General features: G+C 62.8%; 18 protein-coding genes and 1 riboswitch. Of the genes, 9 read left to right on the top strand and 9 right to left on the bottom strand.

Going from position 1 to position 17,517, the window contains the following annotated elements; all coding sequences use genetic code 11:
* Positions 1 to 31: 31 nt before the first annotated feature.
* From MK6180000_RS18015 to rbfA, 3 genes are all read right to left on the bottom strand, one after another.
* Positions 32 to 1,444, bottom strand: coding sequence for an MATE family efflux transporter (locus MK6180000_RS18015; RefSeq protein ID WP_138936005.1), 1,413 nt, complete (start codon positions 1,442 to 1,444; stop codon positions 32 to 34).
* A 99-nt stretch (positions 1,445 to 1,543) separates the two neighbouring features.
* On the bottom strand, positions 1,544 to 2,287 hold the full coding sequence (locus MK6180000_RS18010; protein ID WP_138936004.1) for a phosphodiester glycosidase family protein: 744 nt from the start codon (positions 2,285 to 2,287) through the stop codon (positions 1,544 to 1,546).
* Complete coding sequence (gene rbfA / locus MK6180000_RS18005; protein WP_138936003.1) at positions 2,280 to 2,690, bottom strand: 30S ribosome-binding factor RbfA; 411 nt, start codon at positions 2,688 to 2,690, stop codon at positions 2,280 to 2,282. Before rbfA ends, MK6180000_RS18010 begins: the two co-directional genes overlap by 8 nt.
* Positions 2,691 to 2,776: 86 nt before the next feature.
* On the opposite strand from rbfA, the gene dapB reads away from it, so the two are divergent.
* Positions 2,777 to 3,589: a 4-hydroxy-tetrahydrodipicolinate reductase gene (gene dapB / locus MK6180000_RS18000; protein WP_138936002.1), complete on the top strand. Its 813-nt coding sequence runs from the start codon at positions 2,777 to 2,779 to the stop codon at positions 3,587 to 3,589.
* Between the two features lie 89 nt (positions 3,590 to 3,678).
* A complete protein-coding gene (locus tag MK6180000_RS17995; protein ID WP_138936001.1) occupies positions 3,679 to 3,966 on the top strand; it encodes a hypothetical protein in 288 nt (95 codons plus the stop codon).
* A gap of 45 nt (positions 3,967 to 4,011) precedes the next feature.
* Here the strand turns inward: MK6180000_RS17995 and MK6180000_RS17990 are convergent, their stop codons facing one another.
* The 6 genes from MK6180000_RS17990 to MK6180000_RS17965 form a co-directional block, all read right to left on the bottom strand.
* On the bottom strand, positions 4,012 to 4,677 hold the full coding sequence (locus tag MK6180000_RS17990; RefSeq protein ID WP_138936000.1) for a L,D-transpeptidase: 666 nt from the start codon (positions 4,675 to 4,677) through the stop codon (positions 4,012 to 4,014).
* 203 nt (positions 4,678 to 4,880) lie between these two features.
* On the bottom strand, positions 4,881 to 6,011 hold the full coding sequence (locus MK6180000_RS17985; protein ID WP_138935999.1) for a pyridoxal phosphate-dependent aminotransferase: 1,131 nt from the start codon (positions 6,009 to 6,011) through the stop codon (positions 4,881 to 4,883).
* Between the two features lie 117 nt (positions 6,012 to 6,128).
* Positions 6,129 to 6,923, bottom strand: a complete 795-nt coding sequence (thiD, locus tag MK6180000_RS17980) for a bifunctional hydroxymethylpyrimidine kinase/phosphomethylpyrimidine kinase (protein ID WP_138935998.1) — start codon at positions 6,921 to 6,923, stop codon at positions 6,129 to 6,131.
* Positions 6,920 to 7,552: a thiamine phosphate synthase gene (gene thiE, locus MK6180000_RS17975; protein WP_138935997.1), complete on the bottom strand. Its 633-nt coding sequence runs from the start codon at positions 7,550 to 7,552 to the stop codon at positions 6,920 to 6,922. The genes thiD and thiE overlap by 4 nt, the downstream gene beginning before the upstream one ends.
* Positions 7,549 to 8,337 carry a hydroxyethylthiazole kinase gene (thiM, locus tag MK6180000_RS17970; RefSeq protein WP_138935996.1) on the bottom strand — a complete coding sequence of 263 codons (789 nt, stop codon included), beginning with the start codon at positions 8,335 to 8,337 and terminating at the stop codon, positions 7,549 to 7,551. Before thiM ends, thiE begins: the two co-directional genes overlap by 4 nt.
* 53 nt (positions 8,338 to 8,390) lie before the next feature.
* A riboswitch (TPP riboswitch) is annotated at positions 8,391 to 8,487 on the bottom strand.
* 33 nt (positions 8,488 to 8,520) lie between these two features.
* The gene (locus MK6180000_RS17965) at positions 8,521 to 8,721 is read right to left on the bottom strand and encodes a DUF1674 domain-containing protein (RefSeq protein WP_138935995.1); all 201 of its coding nucleotides are present in this window, start codon (positions 8,719 to 8,721) and stop codon (positions 8,521 to 8,523) included.
* Positions 8,722 to 8,787: 66 nt separating this feature from the next.
* Between MK6180000_RS17965 and MK6180000_RS17960 the strand changes: the two genes are divergently transcribed.
* From MK6180000_RS17960 to MK6180000_RS17930, 7 genes are all read left to right on the top strand, one after another.
* Positions 8,788 to 10,047 carry an RsmB/NOP family class I SAM-dependent RNA methyltransferase gene (locus MK6180000_RS17960; RefSeq protein ID WP_138935994.1) on the top strand — a complete coding sequence of 420 codons (1,260 nt, stop codon included), beginning with the start codon at positions 8,788 to 8,790 and terminating at the stop codon, positions 10,045 to 10,047.
* A 93-nt stretch (positions 10,048 to 10,140) separates the two neighbouring features.
* On the top strand, positions 10,141 to 11,895 hold the full coding sequence (locus MK6180000_RS17955; RefSeq protein WP_138935993.1) for a heparinase II/III family protein: 1,755 nt from the start codon (positions 10,141 to 10,143) through the stop codon (positions 11,893 to 11,895).
* Positions 11,896 to 11,919: 24 nt separating this feature from the next.
* On the top strand, positions 11,920 to 13,509 hold the full coding sequence (purH, locus tag MK6180000_RS17950; RefSeq protein ID WP_138935992.1) for a bifunctional phosphoribosylaminoimidazolecarboxamide formyltransferase/IMP cyclohydrolase: 1,590 nt from the start codon (positions 11,920 to 11,922) through the stop codon (positions 13,507 to 13,509).
* 27 nt (positions 13,510 to 13,536) lie between these two features.
* Positions 13,537 to 14,007, top strand: coding sequence for a signal peptidase II (gene lspA / locus MK6180000_RS17945; RefSeq protein WP_138935991.1), 471 nt, complete (start codon positions 13,537 to 13,539; stop codon positions 14,005 to 14,007).
* Positions 14,008 to 14,066: 59 nt separating this feature from the next.
* Positions 14,067 to 14,582, top strand: a complete 516-nt coding sequence (locus tag MK6180000_RS17940; RefSeq protein WP_138935990.1) for a DUF3035 domain-containing protein — start codon at positions 14,067 to 14,069, stop codon at positions 14,580 to 14,582.
* Between the two features lie 180 nt (positions 14,583 to 14,762).
* Positions 14,763 to 16,139, top strand: coding sequence for a M16 family metallopeptidase (locus tag MK6180000_RS17935; RefSeq protein ID WP_138935989.1), 1,377 nt, complete (start codon positions 14,763 to 14,765; stop codon positions 16,137 to 16,139).
* Positions 16,136 to 17,461, top strand: a complete 1,326-nt coding sequence (locus tag MK6180000_RS17930; RefSeq protein ID WP_138935988.1) for a M16 family metallopeptidase — start codon at positions 16,136 to 16,138, stop codon at positions 17,459 to 17,461. Before MK6180000_RS17935 ends, MK6180000_RS17930 begins: the two co-directional genes overlap by 4 nt.
* Positions 17,462 to 17,517: the final 56 nt, after the last annotated feature.

Below are 17,517 nucleotides of genomic sequence, written 5' to 3'. Positions count from 1 at the left end.
AAGGCGGGGCTAGCCCAAGGCCGGCGGTCTGTCAATCTCGGGCAGGCGTGCCATGCGCACCCAGCCGCGCCGCCAGCCAGTCAGATGGCCAGCGCACAGGCCCCCAGCCCATCACCCCAAGACCGACAGAGCGGACGGCAATCAGAGCCATCCACCCACTGAAAAGGTTGGCAACCACCGCGCCGATCAGCATCCCGGTATATCCGCCCAATTGAAGGCCCGCCCACGTCATCGGTACATAGAGCAGAAAGATACGCGTTCCGCTCAGGCTCATCGACCATAGCGCGCGGTCGCGCGCGTTCATCGCCGCATTGGCCGTAATCAGGATGCCATAGCCCAGAAAGCCCCAGCTGGCGATGCGCAGATAGGTAGCGGTGTAGGATTGCGCCTCGCTGCCCGAGGTCATGATCGCGGCGAGCGGCACCGCAGAGAATAGCAGCAGCGCCGCCACACCCAGCCCAAAGATCGCGCAGGCGGCATGTGTGATGCGCAGGCCCTTTTTCGCCCGCGCCTCGTCGCCCGCGCCCCACGCCTGCCCCACAACAGGCCCGATGCCAGATGACAGCGCCAGCAGCGGCACCACGACCACGCCCTGCACCCGCGTCGCTGCGCCAAATCCCGCGACGGCCGTATCGCCGATGGTGGCAACAAAGCCGGTGACGATGGCCATGCCCAGCGGATTAATCGCATTTGACATCGCGGCAGGCGCGCCCACGCGCACAATGCGGCGGATAGAGGTCGCGGCGCCCAGCCATGGCGCCGCGTTTAACTGCAAGACGCCAGCGTGCCACGCAAAGAAGGCCAGCCCCGAAAACGACGCCATCCGCGCGATCAGCGAGGCCAGGCCGGCGCCATCCATACTTATCGCCGGAATCGGGCCAAAACCAAAGATCAGCATCGGATCAAGGCCGATATTCAAAAGTGCCTGCGCCAGCATTGCCATTGCGGCGACACCGCTGCGACCCCCGGCGCGAAAAACTGCATTCAGCGCCATACCAGTGACTAAAAACGGAAAGCTCAGGCACCAAAAGCGCATATACCCGAGTATCGCGCCAAGCACTTCGCCGCCGGCGCCCATCGCAGCAAAGAGATGCGGCGCCACCAGATATACGATCAGCGCTATCGTGCAGGACAGCCCCAGCGCCAACGCCATCGCGTGTAGGGTCATACGGCGGCGATCACCTGCGTCTTCGCCGCGACCGATGGCCTGACTAATGACAGTGTTTGTGCCTGCAGACAGCCCGATGGACAGCGATGTCAGCGCAGTTATCACAGGAAAGACAAAGCCGATCGCGGCCAGGGATGTCGCCCCGTCGCGCGCCAGAAAGAACGCATCCGCCAGACCAACGCTGAGCACGCCCAAGATACCGATCGTCATCGGCGCGCTGACGGACCATAGCGCGCGACCTACAGGGCCATCGTTCAGTGTCTTTTCGGCGGTCATAATGTGCGTGCCCTCAGGTATCGGCGCGGCCAGACGGGCCGCCAACGCGCCTACCTAAGGCGTTTCACCAAAAAGCCGAATCCATCATTGATTTTGCGCCTATTCAGGCTGCCCGCGAACCACCGTGCCAATGATCGGCCCCATGGCAAATCCGATATCGCTGCGGTTCAGCTCGGGCGCGTAGAGGCGCGAGATATTGCCGTCGAAATAAAGCGCCTGAGGCAGGTCCAGATGATCGCGAAAGAGGCGCCCAAACGTATGAAAGTTCACAGCCGCGTTCGAGATGACAAACACAGCCCGCGTGCCGTCATTGCTGGTGCCGACGCCGTTGCGGACGTAGCGGCTGTCGCTATCCACCAAAAAACGGGGATGCAATTCACCGTCCACTACCAGCATCGGCCCCGACTGCGTTGCATAGCGGCACTCTGGCGCCCTATCGGCAAAGCGCAGCGTCTCGATCACGTCGGCGCGGCCCTCTCGCACGCATAGGACACCGTTAGGTAGCAAGCCGAAATTGCCAGGGCCCTTGCTCGTGACAAGACCCGCATGCTCCTGCCCGTTCTCGACATAAAGGCCGACAGGCCGACGGTCCGAATGATACATTCCGGCATTCATGGCAAAATCCAGATCGCCGCCATCCTCGGCCAGCTGGACACGGACACGGCTGAAACTGCCCAACGTCTCGCCTTCGGGGGATTTGAGGAAAACGCGCAAGTCGGCGACGCTCATGTCGACCTCGCAGATGGAGTACTGGACATCCTCAAACGTGTCCGTTCGGCACTCTGCCGCGCTCAGCACCGCAGGCAGCAGCGCCAGCAGGGCCGCCAGCCACGCCTTAGTCATCGCTGGCCCCATCCTCCAGATCACGCTGCACCGCACCTTGGGAAAAGAGGCGGCGCGTCTCGTCCATCTGGTCAAAGGTCGGGTCTAGCCGAAACCGCAAATCAGGGGCGAATTTCAGGCCGAGCTTCTTGCCGATCACGCGGCGCAGCTCACCCTTGTTGCGCGCCAGCAAGGCGGGCAATTCCTCCTGCCCGTGTCCGCCTAGCGGCATAACATAGGCTGTCGCGATCTTTAGATCGTTGGACATGCGCACCTCGCCTACCGTCACCGACATGCGGCTGAGATCGGGATCGTGGATATCGCCGCGCGACAGAACTTCGGCCAGCGTGCGGCGCACGTTCTCGCCAACCTGAAGCTGCCGTTGCGTTGGGCCTGCGCCATCTTGAGATTTGTTCTTTGCCATAGCGCAGCATTTAGTCCCTATAGCGCCCTTTGCCAAGCGATGATGCCCGCGCTATTGAGGGCTGCAACCAGCAAAGAGGCAGGATCATGAGCACAGGACCGGGCATAGCAGTGACAGGCGCATCTGGCCGAATGGGCCAGATGCTGATCCGCACCATCATGGATAGCGGGCGCGCCCACCTTACTGGCGCGGTTGAGCGTACTGGCCACGCATGGATCGGCCGCGACGTGGGCGAAGCGATGGGCGGCGCGGCAATGGGCGTGATCGTGACGGACGACGCGCTAGAGGCGTTCGCCCCCTCGCAGGCCATCATTGACTTTACCGCGCCCGCCGCCACCATCGCATTTGCCCAGTTGGCCGCGCAGGCCCGCGCCGTGCACGTTATAGGCACCACGGGATTTTCAGACGCCGACGTTGAGGCGCTACAGCCCGCCGCCCGCCATTGCGTACAGATCCGCGCAGGCAACATGAGCCTGGGTGTCAATCTACTGACCATGCTGACCGAAAAGGTCGCACGCGCGCTGGACGATGATTTCGACATCGAGATCGTCGAGGCGCATCACAATCAAAAGGTGGACGCGCCCTCCGGCACTGCCCTGATGATGGGCGAGGCGGCGGCGACGGGGCGCGGTGTCGCGCTGGACCGCGTGTCGGACCGAGGGCGCGACGGCATCACGGGCGCACGGACGCGCGGCGACATCGGCTTCTCCGCTATTCGAGGCGGCGACGTGGTGGGCGAACATGACGTCATCTTTGCCGCCGCCGGGGAGAGGATCGTCCTGCGCCACATCGCGACTGACCGCGCCGTATTTGCGCGCGGCGCGCTTAAGGCGGCGCTATGGGGCCAAGGCCGCGAGCCGGGATCCTATGACATGCTGGATGTCTTGGGGCTGCGGTGAGGCAAGCGCCCATCCTAGACCCGCGCAAAAGCGCTGGTCCTTCGACATAAAATCGACCATCCTAACCAGAACTAGGAGAAATATCTGTTATGAATAAGTTTGTCTGGCTATTGGGCTGCGCACCATTCCTGCTCGCGGCATGCGAGGAGATGGAGGGTGGCACCGGGACGGGCGGTGCGTCCAATCAATTCATAAGCGAGTTGCCAGAGAGCCTAGTGGCCCTTGCCGCACCCTACCAGAATCTGAACGCTGTACGGCTTAACCCGGCGGATGGATGCTATGTCTATCAATATACAGGTCCGGTCGAGACTACGTTCCTGCCACTTAGGTCCAAAGACGGCCGGCCGATTTGCACACAGCGCGTCGCAAAGACCTAAGCAGACAGGTAACGCCGCCCTGCTGATAGGGCGGCGAAAGTGGCCTCAGCTTTGGGCTGCGATCCGGTCCTCGGGCGCATATAGGTATGCCGTCGATCCGGGCTGAACCTGTCCATACAAACCGATGATATGCGCCATAACCATACGAACGCAGCCCGAACTGGCCCGCCCCCCGATCGAGCGCGGCTGCGGAGAGCCGTGAATGCGCAAGTAGGTATCCCGATTGCCGACAAATAGATAAAACGCACGAGAGCCGAGCGGGTTGTTCGGCCCGCCGTTCATGCCATCTGCATGCTGCGTATAAATGTTGGGATCGCGCTTGATCATGGCTGCCGTCGGCGTCCACGTCGGCCATTTTGCCTTGCGCCGGATCGTGTACGTGCCCGGCTCGTAAAGATTGCCGCGCGCAATAGCGACGCCGTAGCGCATCGCCGTTCCATCGCCGCCGATATGGTACAGATACCGCGCCACTGCATCGACATGGATATCGCCGGGCCGCAGACCATCATTCGCCTCGACACGCTGTGGCAGGAAGCGCGGATTAAATCCCCAAGGGTTCGACGTGGCCGGATCATAGTTCGCGGGCGTGACCTGAGCATCCCATTTCGACCATTTCGATTGGTCCGACGTCGGGGCCGCTGCTGCGATGGTCGGAATGGGTGCCGAAAACAAAGCGGCTGTCGAAATCACGAAGTGGCGTCTGGTCAGCATAGGTTTTTGATCCTTTTTGTTGCGGCACGAATCTGTAGATAACTACTCAACAACGCATCACCGGGCAAAGATCCAATCACGTGCCTGTGTCAGCGCCTATAGCAAGTTATAGTTGCAAAAATGCAAATGCAGAAGGAAGAAGCGTCAGCGAACGGCTTCGCGGCAGGCAATTGGCTGTTGAAAACACCATTTCAAGCCGCCTGCTACTCCCGTTCCAGCCATCCCTCCATCGCCGCAAGCCCCTCATCTAGCCCTGTCCGACCGAACCCGATCCTGAAGCGATCTGTCGGCGTCTTGCCCAAATCGGACCGATAGATCGTGCTGGGCAGCACCAGCACGCCGGCCTCCTCGACCAACCGGCGGGCAAACGTCTCCACGCCATCCGCGCCCAGATAACGCGGATACCCCATGCAGGATCCATCAGGTCGCCGCCATTCAAACAGATCCGCATGGCGGTCAAAGAATGCGTCCCATTTTGGCAGGTTTTCGTCCACAATGGCGTTGTTACGTGCCAATATCTGCCCGCGCGCCTTCAGCGCGATGCGGGCCAAATGCTCGGACGGGCCGGAGTTACAGATAGATAAGTAGTGCTTCATCCGCTCCATGCGGGATAATACATCGCGATCCTGGCACGCGATCCAGCCAATGCGCAGGCCCGGCAAACCGTATGATTTGGACATCACGCCCAAGGACAGCCCGCGCTCGTACTCGTCCGCAACAAACGGCAGATGCGCGGCGCCGCTTGGCCCAAGCCCATGAAAAATCTCATCGTGCAGAATCCAGATGCCGTGGGTGCGGCACAGCGCGATCAGCGCGCGGTAGCGATCCAGCGGCAGGATCGCCCCGGTGGGATTATGCGGGAAGTTGATCGTCACCAGCCGCGTGTTGGGCCGAATTGCGGCAGCCACGCGGTCGATATCCAGTGACCAGTTATCATCTGCGTCCAGCGGCACGCCGGTCACGTCGCAGATCATCGCAGGCAGCGTCTCGTGCGACTGATAGTTCGGGGTAACGACGACGGCATGATCGCCCGGCGCCAGCAGCACGGAATTGGCGGCAAATATCCCCTCGCTGGCCCCGGCAAAGCACAGGATATCGTCCGCATCCCGCCCGGCATAAGTCGCGGCGATCTCAGCCCGCAAGGCAGGCTCGCCCCATGTTTCGGTGTAACCGAGCCACATATTCTCAAATGCGGCACGATCCTCAGGCGTCGCCATGGCCAGTAAATCCGCCAGCGGCATGCTTTCGGCGTCAGAAGCAGTCAGGTGGTAGCGGGCGCTGAACTCCCACTTGGCGAAATGCGTCTCTAGCCGGAAATCGGGTAATCCTGTCATGCTGTCTCCTTGCGTGTCCCTCTGCGCCATAGGACACCTTGAGACCACACCAACGATGCTAAGTCATCCGTCATCCAAGGTACTACCTATAGAGCCACTTTTGCGCCGGAATAGAGTCTACTGCCAGTGATAAAAGTGATGCGTGGGTCCGTGGCCATGGCCCACATCCAGCAGATGTGCGGCGGCGATTGCCTCTGTGATGTACTTTTTGCCGCGCTGCACCGCCTCCAGCAGCGGTAAACCCGCGCCTAGATGCGCCGCGATGGCCGATGACAGCGTGCATCCTGTGCCATGGGTGCGCACCGTGTCGATGCGCGCGCCATGCAGCCACTCGCGACCATCGTGCCACACTAACAGATCGGGGCTGGCGTCACTGTCCAGATGCCCGCCTTTTAGCAACACGGCCTGCGCCCCAAGACCCAATAGCTGGTCCGCTTGGCGGGTCATTTCATCCAAATTAAGCGCCTCGGCGCAGCCCAGTAGATCGGCCGCCTCCGGCAGGTTCGGCGTGATCAGCGCGGCTTTTGGCAATAGCAGGCTGCGCAGCGCATTAACCGCATCGCTTTCCAGTAGGCGATCACCGCCCTTGGCCACCATGACCGGGTCCAGCACGATGGGCGCGTCCAGCCCTGCAAGCGCATCTACCACCGCGTTAATCAGGACGGCACCACCCAGCATTCCAATCTTGACCGCGTCGATGCGAATATCCTCGCGGAGCGCCGCAATTTGGGCTGTGATGATATCTGCATCCATCAACCGCACGGCCTGCACGCCGCGTGTGTTCTGCGCGGTCAGCGCTGTGATCGCAGCCATGGCATAGCCGCCATTGGCAGAAATGGATTTTATATCGGCTTGAATGCCAGCCCCGCCCGACGGGTCCGAGCCTGCAATGGACAAGATATTGGGGATCATGCCGGGCCCCATTCTGCGATCAGGGCGCGCGCCGCGCCTTCCATGTCGGCCGCCTGCGATATGGCCGAGACGACTGCAATGCCCGCCGCACCTATCGCCCGAATGGCCGCCGCATCGCCGCGCTTTATCCCGCCGATTGCAACGCATGGTAGCGGCGTGGCCGCGATTATCCGGGCCATGCCGTCAATGCCCAAAGGCTCTGCCGCATCCGGCTTGGTCGCTGTCGCGCGCAGAGGTCCAACGCCAAGATAATCGACACTATCCTGCGGTATAGAGCCGATTTGCGCCAGCGTTTCCACCGACAACCCCAGGATCATATCAGGCCCGATTCGGCGGCGAATGGCAGCGACGTCCCCGTCGCCCTGCCCCAGATGCACGCCGTTCGCCCCGATCTTTAGCGCGGCGTCGACACGGTCATTGACGATCAGAGCCGCGCCTGCGGCGCTCGTGATGCGCAGCAGCGCAGCTGCCAGCTTCTCGAACTCCGCATCACTGGCGTGTTTGTCGCGAAGTTGAATGATGCGCACGCCTGCGGCAAGAGCGGCGCGCACCTGCTCCGGCACGGTCGCAGGCGCGCCCGCGTCAGTCACGAAATAAATCGGGCCAAGTTGCCGCTTATTTAGCCTCATACGACCTCAATTCGCGCGCGGTCGGATACTTCCTCAGGCCCGAGGTTATAGAGCGCGTCGATGAAGGCGGCCTGGAAGCTGGCCGGGCCAGTGGCGACCTCGCCTGCCACTTCGCCCGCAACGCCATAGTAGGCCAGCGCGCCGACCGTCGCAGGCAATGCGGGTTGGTCTACCGCAAAAGCGGCGACGATTCCGGTCAGCGAACAGCCTAAAACCGTGATTCGCGGCATCAGCGCATGACCGCCCGCCACGCGGTAGGCTGCCTGCCCATCTGTGATAAAATCGCGTTCGCCCGTTACAGCTACGACGCCGCCCGTCTGGCGGGCCAGAATGCGCGCCGCGTCCTCGGCGTCGCTGACCGTGTCTGCGGTATCGGCGCCCTTGCCCGCGGCCTCAAAGCCCGCGAGCGCGATGATCTCAGAGGCGTTTCCACGAATGATGGTCGGCTTCAACGCAAGCAGGCGCGCGCCGGCATCGCGGCGCAAAGCGGTCGCGCCGACGGCAACGGGGTCCAGCACCCATGGCTTGTTTGTTGCGTTCATTACGCGCGCGGCGTCCTCCATCGACACAACCCATTCAGGGTCAAGCGTGCCGATATTGACGCTGAGCGCATCGGCCAGACCAGCGAACTCTGCCGCCTCCTGCTGAGCATGGGCCATCGCGGGACTGGCGCCTGCGGCCAACATGATGTTGGCCATGACGTTCATCGCGACATAATTTGTGATATTTTGCACCAGCGGCGCGCGGGCGCGCATATGCGCCAGATACTGTCCTGCGTCGTTCATCTTAGCTCCCCTTCGCAGGCAGGGGACATGCCGCAAGTCTGTCCCTAAACGGGACCGATCTGCGCGCAACTTCCTCCGCCGGCATGATCCGGTTCAGGTTCGAAGGGTGCATCTCAGCCCACCATGCGGCGGGCGCCCCTGTTACAAGGGCAGGATGCGCAGCGGCACAAGCAGCGTCAAGGGCTAGAAATCGATCGCAATACCCTTCTTCTCCCAATCGCCATAGCGCACGGCCTCTAGCCCATCCTTGCGACCGCCCAGTTCGGTGGGCAGGTCGGTGGCATCGGCTTTCAATCGGCGCTCTTCTGCCTCGGCCAGCGCGCGCTGCGCAGCGGGTGGCAAATCGGTGGGTTGCTTTGCAATCGTATTGTGGCGGTCTGTCATGGCATGGGTTCCTTTGCGAGCGTACCCTTGATATACGCCGCAATCGCCAATCAGCAAGGATACGACATGCCCACGCCATCGCCGCGCGCCGCCGCCGCCCACCTGCTGGACCAGATATTGGGCGAGCATCGCCAGATGTCCGAACTTTTGGCCACCGGCGCGCTGGACCGGCTGCAGGCGCCGGACCGCGCCCGCGCCCAGCGCCTCGCGACGCAAACCCTCAAAGGTATGGAGCGGGCAGACACGCTTCTGGCCAAACACCTACGCAAGCCGCCCCCCCTGCCGGTGATGAACATCCTGCGTTTGGGCACGACAGAGCTTTGCCATGGCGGTGACGCGCACGGCGTCGTTAACGAATGTGTGGGCCTGATCGCAGGAAATGCGCGCTTTGCCCGGCTAAAGGGGCTGGTCAACGCCGTACTTCGCAAAGTGGCGGCCGATGGCCCAGCCGAATGGGCCAATCTACCGGTGCCGCATCTGTCCGACTGGCTGCGCGGCCCCCTGACTGAGGCGTATGACGCCACCGCTGTGGCAGGCTTTGAGGCTGCACATTTCGCAGGCGCGCCGCTGGATTTGACACCCAAAGGCGATGCAAACGCACTGGCGCAGGCTGTCGGTGGCACGGCGCTTCCGACGGGGTCGGTCCGGCTGCAAGACGCGGGCCAGATCAGCGCGCTGCCCGGCTACGAGGCCGGCGACTGGTGGGTGCAGGACGCCGCCGCCGCGATTCCCGCGCGCGTCTTGGCCGCCCTGCCGGGCGAGGCTGTACTGGACATGTGCGCCGCGCCGGGCGGCAAAACGCTGCAACTGGCGGCGACTGGCGCAGATGTGACAGCACTGGATATATCAGACGCCCGGATGGCGCGGGTGCGCGAAAACCTGGCGCGCACGGGGCTGAACGCGGGCCTCGTGACGGGCGACGCACTGACCCATGAGGGCAGCTATGATGCGATCCTGCTGGACGCGCCGTGCTCGGCCACCGGTACGATTAGGCGGCATCCCGACCTGCCCTACGCGCGCGATGGCTCCGAAATCGGCGATCTGATCGCGCTTCAGGCCGCGATGCTGGACCGCGCGCTGGGCTTGCTAAAGCCGGGAGGCCGACTGCTCTATTGTACCTGCTCGCTGCTGCCGGACGAGGGCGAATGCCAGATCGACGAGGCGCTGGTGCGCCATTCCTCGCTATCAGTGGACCGCGCCGCGCTTAATCTGCCCGGGATAGACCCCGCTTGGATTACCGAAGAGGGCGGGCTACGGCTGCGCCCCGATTACTGGGGCGATCTGGGCGGCATGGATGGCTTCTACATCGCGCTGCTGCGCACCTGATCCGATTTTAGCAATCCTTCGGTGACTTGGGCGTGGCTGCGCGATATGATCCGCCCGAGGCGGCGCCACCAAGAGCGTCCGGAGACGAGGCGCATGGCACCAGAAGGCACGATCCGCGCGAAATGGACGAGGCTGCAAAACCGCATCGCGGCGCGGCGCGCGGCATGGGCGCGACCTGCGACCGCTTTCGTATCCTCGCCCGAGCCGCGCACGATCGGCAGCTTTGCCCGCGGGCGGCAGCTGACGGCGGGCAATTTTATGTTTGCCGGGAATCTGGTGCATAGCCTCGATACGGCGCCGTGGGACCTGGACGCGCCCAGCGCCGCATTTGCCGCCGAGGCGCACGGATTTGGCTGGCTGGATGATCTGGCCGCCGCTGGGGACGCGCCCGCGCGGGTCTGCGCGCAAAACTGGACTCAAAGTTGGATTGAGCGGCACGGAAAAGGGCGCGGCCCCGGCTGGTCGCCCGACTTGACCGGTCGGCGCATGATACGCTGGATTAATCACGCGCTCTTTCTCCTCGCCGGTCAGGAAAAACCAGCGTCGGATGCCTTCTATCGCTCGATGGCGCAGCAAACGCTGTTTTTGGGCAAACGCTGGCACGCGACTGTACCGGGCCTGCCCCGCTTTGAGGCATTGACCGGGCTCATCTATGCCGGGATCGCGCTAGAGGGAATGGACCGCTACATCGCCCCCGCCGCCCGCGCACTGAGCCGCGAATGCGACGCGCATATTGGCGAGGCAGGCCACCTGCCCACCCGCAACCCCGAGGAGTTGCTGGACGTATTTACCTTGCTAACATGGGCCGCCGCGGCGCTGGGCGAGGCAGGCATCAAGGCGCCCTCGCTGGCCGCTGCGACCGCACGCATCGCCCCCACCCTGCGCACACTGCGGCACGCTGATGGAGGGCTGGCGCGGTTTCATGGCGGCGGGCGCGGGCTAGAAGGGCGGCTGGATACTGCGCTGGCAGCCAGCGGCACCAAGGGCCGCCGCAAGGACGGGCTGGCCATGGGCTATGCCCGCCTCAGCGCCGGGCGCACATCAGTTATCATCGACGCAGCGCCGCCGCCCAAAGGCGCGGCATCGGCGGGCGCGCATGCCTCGACCATGGCGTTTGAGCTGACGTCGGGCCGCCGCCCGGTGATTGTCAATTGCGGCTCCGGCGCCAGCTTTGGCGCGGACTGGCGGCGGGCGGGGCGTGCAACACCCTCGCACTCCACCCTCGTTGTAGGGGGCGAATCAAGCGCCCGTTTGGGCAATCCCGGCGCCGAGGCCGAATGGCTGACGCAAGCACCGCGCGACGTGCCGGTTCAGATGAGCCATGCGTCCGACGGGGTGCGCTTTGAGGGCGGGCATGACGGTTACGTGCCCAGCTTTGGCCTGACCCACGCGCGCACGGTAGAGATGACCTTTGACGGGCGTGGCGTCGCGGGCGAGGACATGCTGCTGGCGCTGAGCGATGGGGACAAGCGCCGCTTTGATAAGGCGATGGATGCAAACCGCATGCAGGGCGTGCCTTACCAGATCCATTTCCACCTGCACCCAGAGGTGGATGCGAACATCGACATGGGCGGCGCGGCGGTATCATTGGCGCTGCGCAGTGGCGAAATCTGGGTATTTCGCACCGATGCGCGGGCACGAATCACGCTGGAGCCGTCAGTTTATCTAGAAAAATCGCGACTTAGCCCCCGTGCGGCCAAACAGATAGTTTTATCCGGGCGCGCGCTAGAGTATGCGGGCCGCATCAGATGGTCGCTGGCCAAGGCTCAAGATACGCCGATCAGCATCCGTGATCTGGCGCAGGACGCGCTGTATCCCGCCCCGAACGGCGACCAATACGACGATTGACACGCCAACACGCAGGATCACCATATGACCGATATCGCCCCCATCCGCCGCGCCCTTCTATCCGTATCGGACAAAACGGGGCTGATTGATCTGGGCCGCGCGCTGGCCGCGCAGGGTGTCGAGCTTCTTAGCACCGGGGGCAGTGCAAAGGCGCTGCGCGATGCGGGCCTAGAGGTGCGCGATGTGGCCGATGTGACAGGTTTTCCCGAAATGATGGACGGACGGGTCAAGACGCTGCATCCGGCCGTGCATGGTGGTCTACTGGCGCTGAGGGACAACGGCGATCATGTTAAGGCGATGGAGCAGCACGGCATCGGCGCGATCGATTTGCTGGTCGTGAACCTCTATCCGTTCGAAAGCACGGTAGCCGGCGGCGCAGACTACGACACCTGCATCGAGAATATCGACATCGGCGGTCCGGCGATGATCCGCGCCGCTGCCAAGAACCATGGGTTTGTGACTGTAGTCGTCGATGTCGAGGACTACGCCCCGCTGCTGGCCGAGATGAACGCGAACGATGGCGGCACGGCACTCGCCTTTCGCCAGAAACTAGCGATGACCGCCTATTCGCGCACCGCCGCCTACGATTCGGCCGTATCGACTTGGATGGCGGCGCAGCAGGGCGACAAAGCCCCCCGCCGCCGCACCGTCGCCGGCACGCTGGCCCAAGAGTTGCGTTATGGCGAGAACCCGCACCAATCGGCCAGCTTTTACCTGGACGGTAGCGCCCGCCCCGGCGTGGCAACCGCCCGCCAGCTTCAGGGCAAGGCGCTGAGCTATAACAATATCAACGACACGGATGCCGCGTTCGAATTGGCCAGCGAGTTTGCCAGCGCGGACGGCCCTGCCTGCGCAATCATCAAGCACGCTAACCCCTGCGGTGTGGCGCGCGCGCCAACGCTGAAGGAGGCCTATCTCCGCGCGTTCGACTGTGACCGCACGTCGGCCTTTGGCGGGATCATCGCGTTGAACCAGCCGCTAGACGGCGCCACCGCTGAGGAAATCGCGCAGATATTTACCGAGGTCGTCATTGCCCCCGGCGCGGACGACGATGCGCGCAAGATCTTTGAGGCCAAAAAGAACCTGCGCCTGCTAATCACAGACGGCATGGCCGATCCGCGCGCCGCTGCCCAGACGATCCGGCAGGTATCTGGCGGATATCTGATGCAGGACAAGGATAACGGGTATTTGGCCACCGATGACCTGAAAGTCGTGACCAAGCGGCAGCCCACCAATGCCGAGATGGCCGATATGCTGTTTGCATGGAAGGTCGCCAAACACGTTAAATCCAACGCCATCGTCTATGTGAAAAACGGCGCAACAGTCGGCGTCGGTGCTGGCCAGATGAGCCGGATAGACAGCAGCCGCATCGCCGCGCGCAAATCGCAGGACATGGCCGACGCATTGGGCCTAGAGGCGCCCTTGACCAACGGCAGCGTGGTCGCCTCTGACGCGTTCTTTCCCTTTGCCGATGGCCTGCTGGCCGCAGCCGAGGCGGGCGCGACTGCCGTTATCCATCCCGGCGGCTCTATGCGCGACGACGAGGTGATTGCCGCCGCCGATGAGGCCGGTCTCGCCATGGTTCTCACAGGCATGCGCCACTTCCGTCACTAATACTGCTGTGCCTGAGGAGGGACGCCGATGAAAACCGTATTCTGGACGGCCTTCTGGGTATTTTTGGTCGATCAGGCCACCAAGTATCTGGTCGTGCATTGGATGGACCTGCGCACTCTGGGCACGATCGAGGTTGCGCCGCCGCTGCTGACGCTGCGAATGGCGTGGAATTACGGCATTAATTTCGGCCTATTGGCTGGGGATTCGCCCCTGACGCGCTGGATTTTGATTGCCGTCGCGGTCGCCATCTCGTGCGCTGTCCTGTGGTGGGTGCATCACGAGCCGGGCGGAAAATGGCAAAAAGTTGCCGCCGGGATGCTGGTGGGCGGGGCGCTCGGCAACGTGGTCGACCGCATGCTCTATGGCGCGGTCGCCGACTTTATAAACACCTCCTGCTGCGGGTTTAATAATCCCTATGCGTTCAATGTCGCCGACATCACGATCTTTGTTGGCGCGATCGGTATGGTCATCCTTAGTCCCAGTAAAAAGCCTGCGTGACCTTCCTGCGCTATTGCGGTAAACATCCCGCGACACTTTGTGAAAGAAGGGCAGACCCCATGCGCCGCAGCATCCTGACACTTTCCCTGATGGTATTGGCCGTCGCTGCCTGCGGGCGAGGCGATGGCACGCTGACCCGCATCAAAAACGATGGTAACGGGCCGGACGAATTCACAGTCCTGCCTACCGGCCCCTTGCAGACGCCCCAGACATATAACGCCCTGCCCGCGCCCACGCCGGGCGGCGTCAATCTGGTCGATTCCAATCCGCGTGCCGAGGGCGTTGCCGCACTTGGCGGCAGTCTTGCAGCACCTGTGCCGGGCTCTGTCGGCGCTGGTGACGGCGGCCTCGTGAACCATACGGGCCGCTTTGGCGTGACGCCTGGTGTCCGGCAGGAACTGGCAGTCGAGGATGCACAGACGCGCCGCCGCCATGGCCGGGTAAACATTTTTAACATCGGGCCGAACGATGACTACACCGACGCCTACAAGAAACAATGGCTCGACAGTCAGGCCGAGCAAAGCCGGATGACGCGCAGCGGCGTGATCACGCCCTCGGCGCCGCCGCCCGAATAGACGCCCGGCCAGATTTCCGCGCAACTGCGCCCCGGCCGACACGGTCCGGGGCGCAGTTACTTCAAAATCTACGCCTCTGGCGATCACGGAACTGGCATCGCGGGTTGCACTGGGCGAGGCGCACTGTATCTAACAGATGCCGCCTGCGCCCGCAGGACCGAACCAAGCCGGAGTTTGCTTATGCGCGCCCTTTCGATCGCTTTCATGTTTCTTTTACCCATGACAGCCGCCGCGCAGGATACCGGCTTGGACCAAGTCAGCAGCTATACTCTGGACAACGGCCTGCAGCTGGTCGTGATTGAGGATCATCGCGCACCCGTTGTCACGCACATGGTCTGGTATCGTGCCGGATCGGCAGACGAGCCTCCGGGCAGCTCGGGCGTCGCGCATTTCCTCGAGCACCTTTTGTTCAAGGGGACCGACACCCTCGCACCCGGCGAATTTTCGGCCACAGTGGCCAAGCAGGGCGGTAACGACAACGCCTTCACCAGCTATGATTTCACCGCCTACTACCAGCGCATCGCCGCCGACCGGCTAGAGCTGATGATGCGGATGGAATCCGACCGTATGGTAAATCTGAAGCTGGACGAACAGAATGTTGCAACCGAGCGCGACGTCATCATCGAAGAACGCAACATGCGCGTCGAGAACGACGCAGGCGCGCTCTTTCGCGAGCAATTGGGCGCGGCGCAGTTCCTGAACCACCGCTACGGCACGCCGGTAATCGGCTGGAAGAACGAGATGCCACTGCTGACGCTGGACGATGCCAAGAGCTTTTACAGCACCTATTACGCCCCCAACGACGCCATCGTCGTGGTTGCAGGCGATGTGGTGCCCGATGACGTGCTGGCGCTGGCGCAAGAATACTACGGCGTGATCCCCGCCAACCCTGATCTGCCCCAGCGCAGCCGCCCGCAAGAGCCGCGCCAGATGGCCGCGCGCCGCCTGAGCATGGAAGACCCGCGCGTATCGCAGCCGTATCTCGTCCGCTCCTACCTCGCGCCCGAGCGGGACAGCGGCGATCAGACGCGCGCCGCAGCGTTGACCGTGCTGGCCGAAATACTGGGCGGTGGCACCACATCCCTGATGGCCGAAAAGCTGCAGTTTGACACGCAAATCGCGGTGCAATCGTCGGTCTGGTACGATGGCGAATCACTCGATGACACCACGTTCAAGATGGCGGTCGTGCCTGTCCCCGGCGTTACCCTGCCCGAGGCGGAGGCGGCGATGGACGCGGTCCTACAAGGCTTCATGAAAAACGGTGTCGACGCCGCACAGCTGGAACGTATCAAGATGCAGGTCCGGGCCGCACAAATCTATGCCCGCGACGACGTGAATGGACTGGCCAATCAATACGGCGCCGCCCTCGCATCCGGCCTGACAATTCAGGACGTCCAAGACTGGCCCGGCATCCTGTCGGCAGTCACGGCCGAAGATGTAATGCAGGCAGCGCGCGACGTATTTCAGCTAAAAAATTCGGTGACTGGCTATCTGAGCGCGCCCGAGACGACGCCCGCTGCCGCTCCAGCCGCGTCCGACATGGAGATTGTTCAATGAACCGCCCCTTGCTGACCCGCCTGCTGCTGCCTGCGCTGCTCGCCTGCACATTTGCCCTGCCCGCCCGCGCAGAAATCGTGGTGCAGGACCTATCGGCCCCCGGCGAGCCGGGTCTGTGGCTGGTCGAAAGCCACGAGATACCCTTTGTCGCGCTGGAGCTGCGTTTTCGCGGCGGCGCATCGTTGGACGCCCCCGGCAAACGTGGCGCGACCAACCTGATGACAGGTCTGCTAGAGGAAGGCGCAGGCGACATGGACAGCCGCGAGTTTGCCCGGCAGGCAGAGGCGCTGGCCGCCTCCTTTTCCTACCGTGCCGGTGATGATACCATCTCCGTCTCGGCCCGTTTTCTGACCGAAAATCGGGATGAGGCGATAGACCTTCTGCGCCAGAGCCTTACGGACCCAGTGTTCAATCAAAAATCCATCGACCGTGTGAAGGGCCAGGTTTCGTCCATCATCCGTTCGGACGAGACGGATCCCGGCGCCCTCGCATCGCTCGCCTTTGGCGCGCAAACATTTGGCGATCATCCATACGCCACCCCCATCAATGGCACGCTGGACAGCATTGCGGCCATCACCCGCGACGATCTGATCGCGGCACACAAGACCGCGCTGGTAAAGGATCGCCTCTATATTGCGGCGGTCGGCGATATCACGGCCGATGAGCTGACCGCGCTTGTCGCTGATCTAACGGCCGGACTGCCCGACAGCTCAGACATTGCCCTGCCGGGTGATGCCGCCCTAAACCTGCCCGGCGGCACCCTCGTTGTCGACTACGACACGCCGCAATCTGTCGTCACCTTTGCCCAACCCGGCATCGACCGCGACGATCCCGACTTCTTTGCCGCCTATTTGCTAAACCAAATCCTCGGCGGTGGTGGGTTCGAAAGCCGCCTGATGCAGGAGGTCCGCGAAAAGCGCGGCCTGACGTACGGCGTCTACTCCTACCTCGTCGACAAAGACGACGCGCAGCTATGGATGGGGCAGGTCGCCTCGGCCAATGACCGCGTGGCTCAAGCCATTGATGTGATCAAGGATGAGTGGACCAAGATGCGGGACACTGGCGTCACTCAGACAGAGCTGGACGACGCCAAGACCTATATGACCGGCGCCTATCCCCTACGCTTTGACGGCAACGCACCGATCGCCAATATCGCCGTGGAGATGCAGATCGAGGGGCTTCCACCCGAGTATATCGCCACGCGGAACGACCTCGTCGAGGCTGTGAAGCTGGAACAGATAAACCGCGTCGCGCGCGAATTGCTGGACCCGGCCAAGCTCAGCTTTGTCGTCGCTGGCAAACCCGAGGGTATTGGTGGGTAAGGCGCTACTCTCGGATATTTTCACGGTCGCAATATCTATGTGCGCTGGCGGAACGG

The sequence above is a fragment of the Roseovarius arcticus genome (assembly GCF_006125015.1).
Taxonomy (GTDB): domain Bacteria; phylum Pseudomonadota; class Alphaproteobacteria; order Rhodobacterales; family Rhodobacteraceae; genus Roseovarius; species Roseovarius arcticus.
This window is presented reverse-complemented; position numbering and strand designations above follow the sequence as displayed.